This is a genomic window from Mesorhizobium sp. GW821-FHT07A06 (assembly GCF_059419085.1).
The window spans coordinates 83,740-98,273 of sequence record NZ_JBWKRC010000013.1; the positions used below are offsets into that span (position 1 = coordinate 83,740).

General features: G+C 64.4%; 10 protein-coding genes. 5 read left to right on the forward strand and 5 right to left on the reverse strand.

The features are described 5' to 3' along the window. Positions 1-8: 8 nt before the first annotated feature. Positions 9-1,304, reverse strand: a complete 1,296-nt coding sequence (locus tag AC07SZ_RS29695) for a lipopolysaccharide biosynthesis protein (protein ID WP_494917049.1) — start codon at positions 1,302-1,304, stop codon at positions 9-11. A 199-nt stretch (positions 1,305-1,503) separates the two neighbouring features. On the opposite strand from AC07SZ_RS29695, the gene AC07SZ_RS29700 reads away from it, so the two are divergent. From AC07SZ_RS29700 to AC07SZ_RS29715, 4 genes are all read left to right on the forward strand, one after another. Further along, the gene (locus AC07SZ_RS29700) at positions 1,504-4,095 is read left to right on the forward strand and encodes a GumC family protein (protein ID WP_494917050.1); all 2,592 of its coding nucleotides are present in this window, start codon (positions 1,504-1,506) and stop codon (positions 4,093-4,095) included. A 183-nt stretch (positions 4,096-4,278) separates the two neighbouring features. Continuing rightward, positions 4,279-5,178, forward strand: coding sequence for a bifunctional methylenetetrahydrofolate dehydrogenase/methenyltetrahydrofolate cyclohydrolase FolD (folD, locus tag AC07SZ_RS29705; RefSeq protein WP_140774826.1), 900 nt, complete (start codon positions 4,279-4,281; stop codon positions 5,176-5,178). Positions 5,179-5,206: 28 nt separating this feature from the next. After that, a complete protein-coding gene (locus AC07SZ_RS29710) occupies positions 5,207-6,205 on the forward strand; it encodes a GlxA family transcriptional regulator (protein ID WP_056566346.1) in 999 nt (332 codons plus the stop codon). Between the two features lie 389 nt (positions 6,206-6,594). Then, entirely contained in the window at positions 6,595-8,262 is a 1,668-nt protein-coding gene (locus AC07SZ_RS29715) for a vWA domain-containing protein (RefSeq protein ID WP_494917052.1), read from the forward strand. Between the two features lie 67 nt (positions 8,263-8,329). Here AC07SZ_RS29715 and edd read toward each other — a convergent pair whose 3' ends face one another. The 3 genes from edd to zwf all read right to left on the reverse strand — a co-directional run bounded on the left by edd (position 8,330) and on the right by zwf (position 12,390). Then, positions 8,330-10,153, reverse strand: a complete 1,824-nt coding sequence (gene edd / locus AC07SZ_RS29720; RefSeq protein WP_494917054.1) for a phosphogluconate dehydratase — start codon at positions 10,151-10,153, stop codon at positions 8,330-8,332. Positions 10,154-10,222: 69 nt separating this feature from the next. Further along, complete coding sequence (gene pgl / locus AC07SZ_RS29725) at positions 10,223-10,939, reverse strand: 6-phosphogluconolactonase (protein ID WP_494917056.1); 717 nt, start codon at positions 10,937-10,939, stop codon at positions 10,223-10,225. Next, the gene (zwf, locus tag AC07SZ_RS29730) at positions 10,921-12,390 is read right to left on the reverse strand and encodes a glucose-6-phosphate dehydrogenase (protein WP_172374475.1); all 1,470 of its coding nucleotides are present in this window, start codon (positions 12,388-12,390) and stop codon (positions 10,921-10,923) included. The genes pgl and zwf overlap by 19 nt, the downstream gene beginning before the upstream one ends. A 309-nt stretch (positions 12,391-12,699) precedes the next feature. Here zwf and AC07SZ_RS29735 point away from each other — a divergent pair, with 309 nt between their 5' ends. Next, positions 12,700-13,446 carry an SDR family oxidoreductase gene (locus AC07SZ_RS29735; protein WP_056566352.1) on the forward strand — a complete coding sequence of 249 codons (747 nt, stop codon included), beginning with the start codon at positions 12,700-12,702 and terminating at the stop codon, positions 13,444-13,446. Positions 13,447-13,634: 188 nt separating this feature from the next. Here the strand turns inward: AC07SZ_RS29735 and AC07SZ_RS29740 are convergent, their stop codons facing one another. Continuing rightward, a complete protein-coding gene (locus AC07SZ_RS29740; RefSeq protein ID WP_494917058.1) occupies positions 13,635-14,486 on the reverse strand; it encodes an SH3 domain-containing protein in 852 nt (283 codons plus the stop codon). Positions 14,487-14,534 lie beyond the last annotated feature (48 nt).

A 14,534-nucleotide genomic window follows, 5' to 3' on the forward strand; every position in this document is an offset into this window, starting at 1 on the left:
ACCCGAATTCAGATTGCCTTCGCCGGTTTGCGCATTGCCGAATAGGTCAGCAGCATCGACGCGAGATAGAGCAACAGGAAGACGACATTGAGCGACAGCACCAGCTTCGACGTATCGGAGATGGTGGTCAGCACATAGGTCAAAAGCAGCGCCTTCAGTGCGGCGAGCAGGCCCAGATTGAGCGCCCGTACCAGCGTCTGGCCGCGCGCGAAGAGGAGTTCGGCCTGGTATTCGACCAGATTGCGCAGCCCCGGAACGCAGATCGCCAGCGCCACCAGCGGCGCGGCCTCGGAGACATTCCTGCCAAGCGCGTTGGGGAAGAAGTGCAGCACGATGCCAAGCGCCAGCAGCGCCAGCGTCGAAACGAGGAAGACGCCCCCTTCGATGCCGCTCTTGACCGTCAGCCGCGACAACAGGTCCGGCGCGCGCATCATGCGCTGCACCAGCATCATGGAGAAGGTGCGGATCGGGATCGCGGTCAGGTCGACCAGCCGCATGATGATGGCATAGATACCGGCCAGATGCGGGCCGCCGATCGCCAGCACCAGCAGCTTGTCGAATTCCGATTGCAGATAAAACAGCACTTCGGCGCCGGCGACATAGATGGAATCGGCAAGCCGCCGCAGATAAAGCGCGATGCGCAGCCGCAGTCTTTGGCGCGGATAGAACCAGCCGAAGGCCAGTAGCAGCGAGGCGGTATTGGCGCCGATATAGAACCACGACCACGCCCAGATGCTGTGCTGCGCCGAGATCATGAACAGCACCGCGCCAAGCGCCCGCAGCGCCGTCGCCAGGATTGCCAGCACGGCGGCACGGCCGAACTTGCCCAGCCCGTTGTTGACGATCAGGGCCACCTCCACCGGCCGCCACAACAGCGCTTCGGCGAACACGATCGCCGAGAACACCGACAGAGGCACGGTGCCGGCGAAGAAGATCAGGTAGACGCCGAACGAGGCCGCGGCCAGCAGCGGCAGCGAGACGATGCCGAGCAGCAGGAAGCCGGCGGTGAAGGTGCCGATCAGGTTGGGGCGGATGGTGGCGGTGCGATAGAGCGCCGAGATGAAACCGAAGGCCAGGATCCGCGACAGCATCACGCCGGCCGCCGAAGCGGTGGCGAACATGCCGAACTCGGAGATCGACAAGGTGTTGGCGAGCGCGATGAAATAGGCCAGCGAAAACACCAGTCGCCCGCCGGCGCCGCTGATCGCCGAGAAATAGTCGCGGACCAGCCCCCGTCGCTCGGCCACGAAAGTGCCGATCCGGGCGAGAGTACGCCTTTGCGGTATGCCGCGAGCTTCGGTCATGTACCGGGAAGCCATAGGCGGGAAAGCTTAACGTGCCGTTCTGAGGCCCGAATGCCCGGAAAATCCGGCACTTGAGGTTATGAAAAGCTTGCACGCGGGCCTGCCGAAATTAACCTTTTGTTTCCTATGCTTGTTTAGCGTGGCTTAACGAATAGCCGACCGCCGCTGCCAAGTGGCCAAAGGGTAAAGCTCCAAGACAATGGTCGACAGGGAAAACCGTGAAGACTGGAGGCGCGAGCGTTCATTGCTGGCGCTCGGCCAGGCCATGCGCGGTGAGGGCGACGCGTCCCTGGTCTCGATAGGGGATCGGGCGGACCCGTCATGGCGCGAAGATGCCGCCACGCGCCATCGCCTTGCCCGTTCACGGCGTGAGGCGCGGACGAACCCAACGCCATCCGCGGCCGCCGTCGAAGTTGAGCCGTTCCGGCCGGACGAGCAGCCGGAAGCGGCCGCACAGGACGATGCCTGGCGCTCGCGGGAGGACGCCGGCAGCGGCGATCTGCCGCCGGCGGTGCAGGGCGCACGGATGGCACCTGAAAAACCTTCCGGCAGCGCTCGATCTTATGACACATCCGTATCCCGCCGATCTGGCGAAACGGATGGCTCTTTCGGCGATCGTGGGGACGACCAGCATTGGAAACCGCTGATCGATCCGATGCAGGTGGTGCGCGGCATTGCCAGGTCAAAGCTGCTGATCATCACGACCACGCTGATCGGTGCCGGCCTCGGTATAGCGATCGCGTTGTCGACGCCGAAGAAATATGAAGCCACCGCCGAACTGATCGTCGATCCGCGCGACCTCAAGCTCACCGATCGCGACCTCACCCAGAATGTCGTTGCCTCCGACGCCACCCTTGCCATTGTCGAGAACCAGGTCAGGGTGCTGACCTCGGGCACGGTTCTCAACAAGGTCGTCGACAAGCTCAATCTGACCAACGATCCGGAGTTCAATGGCCAGGGTGCCGGCGGGCTCGGCATCAGGTCTCTCATTCGCTCGGTTCTGTCGCGCCAGGATGGCGCGAGCGGTGCCGACGAGGTTCGCCGGCGTGCGCTCGCCGTCGGCAATCTGGCCGAAAGCCTTTCGGTCGAGCGTGGCGGCAAGACCTTCGTCATCACCGTCAGCGCGACCACGCAGAATGGCGAGAAATCGGCTCTCATCGCCAACACGATGACGGATGTGTTTCTGCAGACATTCGGCCAGATCCAGTCCGATACGGCCGGCCGCGCGACCGACGAACTGACGGCAAGGCTCGATGAACTGCGCAAGGGCGTCGAGGCGGCCGAGCGCAAGGTCGAGGATTTCAGGGCTTCGCATGACCTCGTTGACGCACAGGGTCATCTGATCAGCGACGACGAGATGCTGAAGCTCAACGAGCAGCTGTCCATCGCCCGCGCCCGCACGCTGGAGCTCAATGCAAGGGCGGCTTCAGCGCGCTCGATCGACGTCAATTCGGTTCTTTCCGGCACCTTGCCGGAGGAGATCAACTCCAACTCGATGAGCGACCTGCGCTCGCAATATGCGACGCTCAAGCAGGAGGCCGACCGCGCCGCCATCCGGCTCGGCCCGCGTCATCCCGAACTCCAGGCGCTCAACGCGCAGATCGCCGGCGCGCGCGACCGCATCGCCGGTGAATTGCGCCGCATCGCTTCCTCGCTGCAGGTCGACCTGAAACGGGCCGTCCAGCTCGAACAGGATCTCTCTTCCCGCCTTGCCCAGCTCAAGGTGCGCAGCGGCGACGTCAACAATGACCTGGTGTCGATGCGTGAACTGGAGCGCGAGGCCAGCGCCAAGCGCTCCGTCTATGAACAGTATCTTCTGCGCGCCAAGGAGACCGGCGAGCAGAAGGACATCAACACCGCCAATATGAACGTCATCTCCAAGGCTTTCGCGCCGCTTGAAGCGAAAGGCCCGTCGCGGGCCCTGATGGCGCTTGCCGGCCTGGTCCTGGGTTTTGCCTCTGGAATTGGTCTCGGCGCGATGCGCGGCGCCTATGAAAGCCTGCGCGAGACCGCGACATCGCGGTCGCGCCGCGACCGCAAGCCGCCTCTCGAGGACCAGGCATTGCGGACGGCACCGCCGCCCGCGCCGCCAATGCCGGCAGCGCCGGTGCCCCCAGCGCCGCCACCGCCGGCACCTGCATCGCCACCGCCTGCATCACCACCGCCCTTGGCACAGGCCGGAGCCGCTCCCGTCAAAAGGCCCGGCCGTATCGGTGCGTTCATGGCGAAGCTGCGCGATGCCGTGTCCCGCAAGCCCTCCGCGGAGGTGGATGATGCCAGCGAGTTCGCCGCCTTTGGTGAGAACGCGCGGCCGGCGGATGCTGCCATGCCTTCGGGCTTCCAAAACCCGGATGCCGCTTTCATGCCCCGGCCAGGGATATCGGACTATGCGCGGCCGCCTTTCCCGTCAGGCTTCGATGCCGCCTATTCCCAGCCGATGGGGCCGCCGTCGCGGTCGCCGATAATGCCGCTGCACCCGCTCTATCCGCCGCCGCCCTATCCCCATGCACAGCAGGCCGGCTATCCGCAAATGCAGCCGTGGCAGGCGCAGTCGCCGGCCAGCAATCCCTACGCCCAGGCCATGGCGCCCTATGCCGGGCAAATGCCGCATCCATCGCAGCCCGTTCAGCCGCAGCCACCGGCCTATCCGGCTCAGCCACCGGGGGAGCCTCCGCAGGCCGAGGAAAGCGCAGAGCACGCGCCGATCGAGGAAATCCGCGCCAGCCTGCGCGAATTTCGCGAGGCGGTCCGCGAACTCACCGAGAGCCGCGCCCGCCGCCGCTACTTCTGAGCCACAAAGATACGTCGTCGAGGCCGAACAAAAGCGGCTCGGTTTCGCGTAAACGGCATCGGACGGCGTTTTGGCGGGATTGCGTGGTGGGATTTTCGTGACAATGCCGCGCTGCATGTTGCCGGCGCCGCTGTGTTGTGTTCCCGAAAGCGGCGTTGGACGAAACAGTGTTGAGGATGGTTCATGGCCGAAGTGATTGACGGAAAAAGCGTCGCCGAGGATGTGGTGCGGACGGTCAAGACCCTGACTGCCGAACTGGTCGCCAAGGGAAAGGCCAAGCCCGGTCTGGCCGTGGTCATCGTCGGCGAGGATCCGGCGAGCCAGGTCTATGTCGCCTCCAAATCCCGCACTGCCAAGGAATGCGGCTTTCATTCGCTGCAGCACACGCTGCCGGCCGAGACCTCTGAGCAGGCTCTGCTCAAGATCATCGCCGAGCTCAACGCCGATCCGGCCATCAACGGGATACTGGTTCAGCTGCCGCTGCCTGCCCATATCGACGCAGGCAAGATCATCCAGGCCATCGCGCCTCAGAAGGATGTTGACGGGTTCCATTTCATCAATGTCGGCAAGCTCGGCACCGGCGAACTCGACACGGCCTTTGTTCCCTGCACGCCCGCCGGCTCGATGCTTCTGATCGAGCGCGTGCGCGGCAAGGATCTGTCAGGCCTCAACGCCGTCGTCGTCGGCCGCTCCAACATCGTCGGCAAGCCGATGGCCAATCTGCTGCTTGCCGCCAACTGCACAGTCACCATCGCCCACAGCCGCACGAAGGACCTGCCGGCGCTGGCCCGCACGGCGGACATTCTTGTCGCCGCCGTCGGCAGGCCGGAAATGATCAAGGGGGATTGGGTGAAGCCCGGCGCCACCGTCATCGATGTCGGCATCAACCGCATTCCCGCGCCCGAGAAAGGCGAGGGCAAGTCGCGTCTCGTCGGCGACGTCGCCTATGCAGAGGCGGCCAGGGAGGCTGGCGCAATCACCCCGGTGCCCGGCGGTGTCGGGCCGATGACCATTGCCATGCTGATGGCCAATACGTTAGCTTCCGCATACCTTGCGGCCGGATTGAAACGGCCCTCCTTCTGAGCCCGGGTTGAACCTGAAAGCCGCAGCTTTGCCGAACCCCTCTGTTTCCCAGGAACGGCCGGTCACGAGTGATCCCGTTCAAGGTGGCCGGCAGTTCGCCTTTCTGCTGGTCGACAAGTTCTCGATGTTCTCGCTGGCCGCCGCGATAGACACGTTCCGTTCGGCGAACCGTCTGCTCGGCCGCGATTTCTATGGCTGGACCACAGTGTCGGCCGACGGCGATCCGGTGATGGCCTCAAATGGCCTGCCGCTCAAGATCGACTACGGCGTCGCCGACCTGCCGCCGGTCGATATCCTCTTCGTCTCGGTTGGCCTGACGACGGAATTTCCAGGTAAGAGCAAGGTGCTGGCGGCCCTGCGCAGCTGGGGCCGGCGCGGCAACGCGCTCGGCGCGCTGTCGGTTGGTTCCTACCTGCTGGCGGAGGCCGGACAGCTCGACGGCTACAGATGCACGATCCATTGGGAGAACCGCGCCGGCTTCATGGAGCGCTTCCCCGACATCAACTGCACCGGCAATGTCTTCGAGATCGACCGCAAGCGCTACACCTGCGCCGGCGGCACCACCTCGATCGACCTGATGCTGGAGATCGTGCGTGGCGATTTCGGCTCGAACCTCGCCAATGGCGTCGCCAACCAGTTCCAGCACGAGCGCATCCGCTCGGCCGGCGACCGCCAGCGCGTCGGTCCGGAGCGCGACCTGACCGGCAAGTCGGAGAAGTTGAGGCGGATCGTCGAACTGATGGCCGACCATCTCGATGAACCCTTGTCAGCGGTGCAACTCGCCAAGTCGGCGGGTCTATCGGTGCGCCAGGTGGAGCGTCTTTTCCTGCGCCACCTCAATGTCACGCCCGGCCGCTATTATATGCGGTTGCGGCTGGAGCGGGCGCGCGAATTGCTGCGCCAGACCAACATGCCGATCCTCGACGTGGCGATCGCCACCGGCTTCACCTCGCATTCCTATTTTGCCCAGAGCTACCGGCTGCAGTTTGGCCGTCCGCCTTCCGAAGAGCGCCGCACCACCTACTGAGCCGCCTGGAGGCAGCCCCGACTCCCCACCTTTCGCCGGGTTGACAGGCGAGACCGCCACGCCATTGGCCCAGACAGGCAAGGCGCGGCAGTTGAATCCGGAAACCCGCGCCATCATCGCCAACAGGGCGCTCATCCTGTTTAATGCCGGTCGCATCGACGACGCCGTGATGATCCTGCAGCAACTGGCCAAGGCCGAGCCGAATCTGCGCTCCGCGCCCTCTAGAGATTGCGGTCTGATGTCCGATACCGCGCCATCGTCGAGCACGAAAGTTTCAGGCCGGCTCCGCCGGTTGGCGCCTGAGCAACATGGCCGCGTCCGGTCTTGTGTCGCGACGCGCGCTCAAATAGTTTTGGGCCGCAGGCGGGGCGGCTACTCAGGAGATTTTGATGGCGGGACTTGCACGGAGCATCGCTGCGGCGATCCTCCTTTTGTCGATGACGACGTTCGGCTTTGCCGCCAACAAGGTCATCATCATTCTCGATGCTTCCGGGTCGATGTGGGCGCAGATCGACGGCAAGCCCAAGCTCGAAATCGCCAGGGAATCGCTGAGGACCGTGCTCAAATCGGTTCCCGTCGACGACGAAATCGGCTTCATGGCCTATGGCCATCGCGAAAAAGGCAGCTGCGATGACATCCAGCTGATCGTGCCCCCCCAGGCGGGCTCGGCAAGCGCCATCACGGACGCCGCCGACAGTCTGAAATTCCTCGGCAAAACGCCGCTGACGGCGGCCGTCAAGCAGGCGGCCGAAGCGCTGAAATACACCGAGGACAAGGCGACCGTCGTCCTCATCACCGATGGGCTCGAAACCTGCGGCGGCGACCCGTGTGCGCTTGGCAAGGAACTTGAGGCGTCCGGCGTCGACTTCACCGCCGACGTCGTCGGCTTCGGCCTGACCGCCGATGAAGGCAAGCAGATCGCCTGCCTCGCCGACAACACCGGCGGCAAGTACATCCAGGCCTCCGACGAGAAGGCGCTGCAGGAAGCGCTGGTGGAGACCGTCGCGGCTCCCGAACCAGCCCCCGCGCCGGCTCCAGCACCAGCCCCGGCTCCCGCGCCTGAACCGAAAGCAGTCGAGGTCGACTACAATCTGATCCCGACAGCGTTGCTGAAGGAAGGTGGTCAGGCACCAAAGACCGACGTCTACTTCGAAATCTTCAAGGATGACGCCAAGGGAAGCGGCGGCGACCATGTCGACTCCGGCTACAACGTCGTCAAGTTCCATCTTGCTGCCGGCAATTACGTCGTCGTCGCCACCAGCGGCGCCGCCAAGGCCGAGCAGAAGGTCTCGCTGACGGCCGACAAGGCGACGGAGGTGGCGCTTGACCTGAATGCCGCGGAGATATCCATCCATGCGCGGCCGGCCCCTGGGGCCGATGTCGACCGCAATGCGCAGATCAGCATCGCCTATCCCGGCGGCACGTCGGACAGCAATTACGGCGAGGTCAAGTACGTCGTTCCGGCCGGCGAGACCAAGGTCACGGTGAAGCTGGGAGCCGGCGAGGCGAGCGAGACCATGCAGTTAGTCGCCGGCCAGGTCGTCGACAAGGACATCATCGTCGGTGTCGGCAAGGCCAAGGCCAACGCTTTCTACACGCAGGGCGGAGAGAAAGCCGAAACCGATGTGGGTTGGAAGGTTTACAAGGCCGCCAAGAAGCTCGACGGTACCCGCGATCAGGTGACCTACGCCTACGGGCCCGATAGCCAGTTCGACCTGCCTCCGGGCGACTATGTGATCGGCGTCGATGTGCAGGCCGTGTCCACAGAACAGCCCTTCAGCGTGACGGTCGGGCAGATGACCGATGTCAACGTGACGCTGAACGCGGGCGTTCTGGCCGTCGACGCGCCCGGCGCGGATGGCTTCAAGATCTTTGAGGCCAAGAAGAACATCCAGGGCGAGCGCAAGCAGGTGACCTACGCCTATGGAGAGAAGATGCAGACCACGCTGGGGGCGGGCGACTACGTGCTCGTAACCAATTTCACCACCGACAAGGCCGACAAGGAAACACCCTTTACGGTCAAGGCCGGCGAGCGGAGTGAGCTCAAGGTCGAGTAGCAGCCAGCTGAACAAGCAAAAAGGGCGGCTCAAGGCCGCCCCTTTTTGTTGAAAAACCAGAAGACGATCAGGCGGTTCCGAAGGCGCTGGCGCCGTGGTCGGCACGGCCCACCAACTGGCGGAAGCCGGCGAAAAGCTCGCGGCCAAAGCCGAACTCGTTGCCGATGAGATCGGCTTCGGCGGTACGGCGCAGCGCGAACTCGGTCCCCGGCACCAGCACTTCGAGCGTGCCGGCGTCGGCGTCCAGCCGGATGATGTCGCCGTCATGGAGCCTGGCGATCGGCCCGTCCTCGACCGCTTCCGGTGTCACATGGATCGCCGCCGGCACCTTGCCTGAGGCGCCCGACATGCGTCCGTCGGTGACCAGTGCGACGCGCTGGCCGCGATCCTGCAGGATGCCGAGCACGGTGGTCAATTTGTGCAATTCCGGCATGCCATTGGCTTTCGGACCCTGGAAGCGGATCACGGCGATGAAATCGCCGGTAAGTGTGCCGGCCTTGAACGCGTCGTTCAGGCCCTGCTGGCTGTCAAACACCTTGGCCGGCGCCTCGATGACACGTCGTTCCGGCTTGACGGCGGAAGTCTTGATGACAGCGTGGCCGAGATTGCCAGCCAGCACCTTCAGGCCGCCGGTCGGCTGGAAGGCCTTGCCGAATGGCGCCAGCACCTTTTCGTCGCCGCTGATACGCGGCGACGCCTCGCGCACCACGGAGCCATCGGCGCCGAGCTTTGCCTCGACAGCGTAGGGCCGCAGGCCTTCGCCCCACACCGTCTGCACGTCCTCGTGCAGGACGCCTTCGTCGAGCAACTCGCGAATCAGGAAGCCGAGCCCGCCGGCGGCGTGGAAATGGTTCACGTCGGCAAGCCCGTTCGGATAGACGCGCGCCAAGAGCGGCACCGCTTCCGAGAGGTCGGAAATGTCCTGCCAGGTCAGTGCGATGCCGGCCGCCGCCGCCATCGCGATCAAGTGGATCGTGTGGTTGGTCGAGCCGCCGGTTGCGTGCAGGCCGACGACGCCGTTGACGATCGAGCGCTCGTCGATCATCCGCCCGACCGGCGTATAGGCATTGCCGAGCGCGGTGATCGCCAATGCCCGCTTCGTAGCCTCGCGGGTCAGGGCCTCGCGCAAGGGCGTGCCGGGATTGACGAAGGAGGCGCCCGGCGTGTGCAGGCCCATGATCTCCATCAGCATCTGGTTGGAATTGGCCGTGCCATAGAAGGTGCAGGTGCCCGGCCCGTGGTAGGATTTGGACTCGGCTGCCAGAAGTTCGGCGCGTCCCGCCTTGCCCTCGGCATAGAGCTGGCGGACCTTGGCCTTTTCATCGTTGGGCAGGCCTGTCGTCATCGGCCCGGCCGGGATGAACACAGCCGGCAGATGGCCGAAGGTCAGCGCCGCGATCACCAGGCCCGGTACGATCTTGTCGCAGACGCCGAGAAAGACGGCGGCGTCGAACATGTTGTGGGACAGGCCGACCGCCGCGGCCATGGCGATCACGTCGCGTGAAAATAGCGACAGCTCCATGCCGGGCTGGCCTTGTGTCACCCCATCGCACATCGCCGGCACGCCACCGGCCACCTGGGCGATGCCGCCGGTCTCGCGGGCCGCTTCCTTGATCAGGGCAGGGTAGGTCTCGAAAGGCTGATGCGCCGAAAGCATGTCATTGTAGGAGGTGATGATGCCGAGATTGGGCACCTTGTCGGCACCGAGCGCCAGCTTTTCCGAGGGACTGCAGACCGCAAAGCCGTGGGCGAGGTTGCCGCAGGACAGCACCGAGCGGTTGGCGGTCTGGTTCGACGCTTCGGCGATACGGCCGAGATAGCGCTCGCGGCCCGGTCTGGAGCGCTGGCGGATACGCTCGGTGATGGCTTCGATGTCGCGTCTTGCGGTCATGGCGGTCGGTCCTTTCAGGCGAGGTCCCGGAAACATCCTCCCGCAATTGCCGGGACCACTAACGTAAAATCAGGGCGCCCAGAAAACCTCTACGGGCCTGGGTGCGGCGTCGAGCACGGCACGGATCGGCTTTCGCGGTCCGGGCGCGACCGCGCCGTCGAAGGCGGTGCGCTTGTCCTCGCCCTCGATGTGCAGCGCGATGAAGCCGGCATCGATGATGCGCGCGAGCGTCAGAGTCAGCCGCGGTTCGCCCGCGCTGGCCGCATGAACCGGCAGGATGATCCTGTCGGAGGCCGGGTCGAGCAGCCTTGCCAGATCGTCGGCATCGGGAAAGAACGAGGCGGTGTGGCCGTCCGGCCCCATGCCGAGCACCACGACGTCGAGCGGCCAGGGCAGGGATCGCAGTGCCGCATCGTCGGATGCGGCGGCATCCTCGATGCCTGATGCCTCATGGTAGAGCGGCACGAAGCGTGCTGCCTTGGCCGCGTTCTGCAACAGATTAGCGGCCACCAGCCCGGCATTGGAACGCGGCGAGGAGGCCGGCACGAAACGCTCGTCGACGAGCGTCACGATCACCTTGTCCCAGGCGATCGGCGCCACCGAAAGCGCGGCAAAGAACTTTGCCGGCGTCGTACCGCCGGAGACCGCCAGCACTGCCGTGCCGCGTTCGGCTATCGCCTTGGTCAGGCGATCGGCCACACGGCCGGCCAGTGCCGCCGCCAGATGCGGACGGTCTGGGAAAGCGTTCCAGTTGTAACTGGCGCTGTTCAATTGCTCTCGTGCCATGTCCGCCCATCACGTTCGATCAGCGCTATCGAGGCCGACGGCCCCCAGGTGCCTGCCGTGTAGCCCTGTGCTTCCTGCTTGGCGCCTTCCCAGGCATTCTGAATCGGGTCGATCCACTTCCATGCCGCCTCGACTTCGTCCCGGCGCATGAACAGCGTCTGGTTGCCGCGGATGACATCCATGATCAGCCGTTCATAGGCATCGGGCGCACGGCCATCGAAGGATTGCGCAAAGCTCATGTCGAGCGAGATCTGGCGCAGCCGCATGCCGCCCGGGCCCGGATCCTTGATCATGATGAACTGCTTGACGCCTTCATCGGGCTGCAGGCGGATGACCAGCTGGTTGGCGAAGATCGGTCCGGCGCTGTCGCCGAAGATCGAGTGCGGGATCGGCTTGAACTCGATGACGATCTCCGAAACCCGGGTCGCCAGCCGCTTGCCGGTCCTGAGGTAGAACGGAACGCCCGCCCAGCGCCAGGTGCCGATCTCGGCCTTGATGGCGACGAAGGTCTCGGTGTTGCTGTCCTTGCCGAGCTCCTCGACATAGCCCTTCACCGGCCCGCCGGCGGACGCACCGGCGCGGTACTGGCCGCGCACCGTGTGTTTCGGCGCCTCGTTGCCGTTGATGCGTTTCAGCGCCCGCAGCACCTTCAGTTTCTCGTCGCGCACGGCGTCCGCGTCCATCGACGACGGCGCCTCCATGGCGACGAGGCAGAGCAGCTGCAGCATGTGGTTCTGCACCATGTCGCGCAGCGCGCCGGCCTTGTCGTAATAGGTGACGCGGTCTTCCAGGCCGACCGTCTCGGCGACCGTGATCTGCACATGGTCGATATGGGCGGAGTTCCATAGCGGCTCGTAAAGCGCGTTGGCGAAGCGCAACGCCATCAGGTTCTGCACCGTCTCCTTGCCGAGATAGTGATCGATGCGAAAGATCTGGCTCTCGTGGAAATCGTCGCCGACCAAATCGTTGAGCGCCTGCGCCGAGGCAAGGTCGCGGCCGATCGGCTTCTCCAGCACAATGCGTGAGTTCGACGTGATCAGCTTGTGCTCTTTGAGCTTATGCGAGATATCGCCGAACAGCGCCGGCGCAACGGCGAGGTAAAAGGCGCGGATGCTGTCGCTCTCGCCGATCGCCTTTTTCAGTTTGTCGAAGCCCGCACCGCTCGTCGCATCGGCCGAGACGTAGGAAAGCCGTGCCAGGAAGGTCTTCAGCTCCTTGGCGTCGATATCGGCCGGCTTGACGTGATCGGAGATCGCCTGGCTGGCGAAGGCCCGGAACTCCTCGTCGCTCATCTTCGAGCGCGAGGTGCCGATGATGCGCGTCGGCTCGGAGAATTGATGGTCGCGCTGGCGGTAGTAGAGCGACGGCAGCAGCTTGCGTTCCGACAGGTCGCCGGTGCCGCCGAAAATGATGAAGTCGAAAGGGTCGACGGGGATGATCTGGCTGGTCATGGTCTGTCCGCTTTGACGCCGGTCGCGAGTACGCGGCTGATATATTCTAATCGATTTAAATTTTCCAGTGCCATGGTGTCACATCAAGGACCAATCGCACGATATTGATTGGGTTCACATGTGCCCTTGACACTGGCGCTTGCCGGAGGCTTGTCGGTGGACGAAGACCCCGGAAGCTTTCGCAGTTGCAGCATAGAACGTGAATGTGACGAAAGCTAAGGGAGAAATGGCGCTCCGTCTGTTGCCGCATGGGCCATGGCGGTCGGCCGCTTTATTAATTCCTGGAAGACATCGATGAGCGGGAAAAGCATGCGTCTGGAAAACAAGGTTGCCGTCATCACCGGCGCCGCATCGGGCTTTGGCGAAGGCATGGCCAAGCGCTTCGCGCAAGAGGGCGCCAGGGTGGTTGTCGCCGATCTCAATGCCAAGGGCGCGGAGCGCGTCGCCAATGAAATCGGCGAGGCGGCGATCTGGACGCAGACCGACGTTTCGCTGCGCTCCGAATTCGACGAGATGGTCTATGCCGCAAAAAGCGCCTTCGGCCGCATCGACATCATGGTCAACAATGCCGGTTACACCCATCGCAACGGCGACATGCTCAAGGTCGACGAGGACACTTTCGACCTGATTACCGCTGTCAATATGAAGGCGATCTATCACGCGGCCCTTGCCGTGGTGCCGATCATGGACCGGCAAGGCGGTGGCGTCATCCTGACCACGGCCTCCACCGCGGGCCTGCGGCCGCGGCCCGGCCTCACCTGGTACAATGCCTCGAAAGGCTGGGCGATCACCGCCGCCAAATCGATGGCGGTGGAACTGGCGCCCAAGAACATCCGTGTCAACTGTCTCTGCCCGGTCGCCGGTGAAACCGGCATGCTGGAGAAGTTCATGGGCGCCGACACCCCAGAGATCCGCGAGACATTCCGTGCCTCGATCCCGCTCGGCCGGCTTTCGACCCCGCTCGATATCGCCAACGCCGCACTCTGGCTGGCATCGGATGAAGCCGCCTTCATCACCGGCGTGGCGCTGGAGGTCGATGGCGGCCGCTGCATCTGATGCAACGCAAATCGGCGCGTCGCCTGCAACGTTTCCGGCGGCTCTTCATCCGATGAGCTTGTATCGATCAGGCTGCGGAGAAATCCGGAGCGACTTGAGACGTCGAGCGCGGCGCCATCGCGCCCTGCAGGCTCACAAGTAGCAAGGCAGGAGGCGTCGCTTTGGGTGGTCGCCTGGCGGTTTAAACCTCAGGTGCCGGGCTTGATGTAGCTCTTGTAGACCCAGCCGTGCTTGCCGTTGTAGACAATCTCGCACCACTGCTTGCAGCCCATCAATTGCACCGCAGTCCGGGCAGGCACGGTGTCGATGGGAGTAGCGCCCTTCTTCGGAGCATTGCGCATGGTCACAGCCCGCAGGACGCGGCCGGTGCCTGCCGCCGCCACTTTTCGCGGCTTCGCCTTGGCCGCGCCATCGTCGCCTTGTGCATTCGCGGGTTTTTGTTCCGGCACTTGCGGCTGCGTCTCAGGGATGGCGGCGGTCCGCGCGCCATCGGGCTTGCCGACATTCGCGGCCGGCGCCGGCGCGGCAACCTTGGCAAGCTCGTTAACGGCATCGGTGCTGGTTGACGGCTGCGCGAACGCCACTGCCTTGCCCGCCGGCGCAGCCTGTTTGGCCGTTTGATTGGGGGCAGTGGAGTCGGAAGCGGGCTTCGGCTGTGCCTCGGTCCAGCGGGGATCGTTGGCCGCAAGCGCCTGTATGCTTGCTTTTGCTGGCGCCACGGTCGATGAAACCTGGTCGGACTTGCGGGCCGGCACGACCGCCGCGGCCACCGTGGTTCCGCCAGGGACGATCTTCGTCGTCTTTACCGGAGTGGCCGGAATGCTCTGTTCCGGGCTGGCGGCTGCCTGCCGCTCGCTCGTCGGCAATGCCAGCCAGAGCGCCACCGCGGCGACGCCAAGCAGCGCGGCGGTGCCGACCGCGGCAATCACCAGATGCGAGTTCGAACGGACTTCCTGCCAGAAGGACGGCCGCATGTCGTATCCAAACTGCATGGCAAAGCGCCGACGTTCCGGCGCACCGAAACTGAAGGGCTCTCTCACTCTCACCACCTCCATAAGCGGGCCAATGTTCTTTCGATCGGTGCCGGA

Bases quoted from the DNA above. Each gene is read 5' to 3' on its own strand.
- AC07SZ_RS29695 (WP_494917049.1), bottom strand. From the start codon at position 1,304: ATGACCGAAGCTCGCGGCATACCGCAAAGGCGTACTCTCGCCCGGATC.
- AC07SZ_RS29700 (WP_494917050.1), top strand. From the start codon at position 1,504: ATGGTCGACAGGGAAAACCGTGAAGACTGGAGGCGCGAGCGTTCATTG.
- folD (WP_140774826.1), top strand. From the start codon at position 4,279: ATGGCCGAAGTGATTGACGGAAAAAGCGTCGCCGAGGATGTGGTGCGG.
- AC07SZ_RS29715 (WP_494917052.1), top strand. From the start codon at position 6,595: ATGGCGGGACTTGCACGGAGCATCGCTGCGGCGATCCTCCTTTTGTCG.
- edd (WP_494917054.1), bottom strand. From the start codon at position 10,153: ATGACCGCAAGACGCGACATCGAAGCCATCACCGAGCGTATCCGCCAG.
- pgl (WP_494917056.1), bottom strand. From the start codon at position 10,939: ATGGCACGAGAGCAATTGAACAGCGCCAGTTACAACTGGAACGCTTTC.
- zwf (WP_172374475.1), bottom strand. From the start codon at position 12,390: ATGACCAGCCAGATCATCCCCGTCGACCCTTTCGACTTCATCATTTTC.
- AC07SZ_RS29735 (WP_056566352.1), top strand. From the start codon at position 12,700: ATGCGTCTGGAAAACAAGGTTGCCGTCATCACCGGCGCCGCATCGGGC.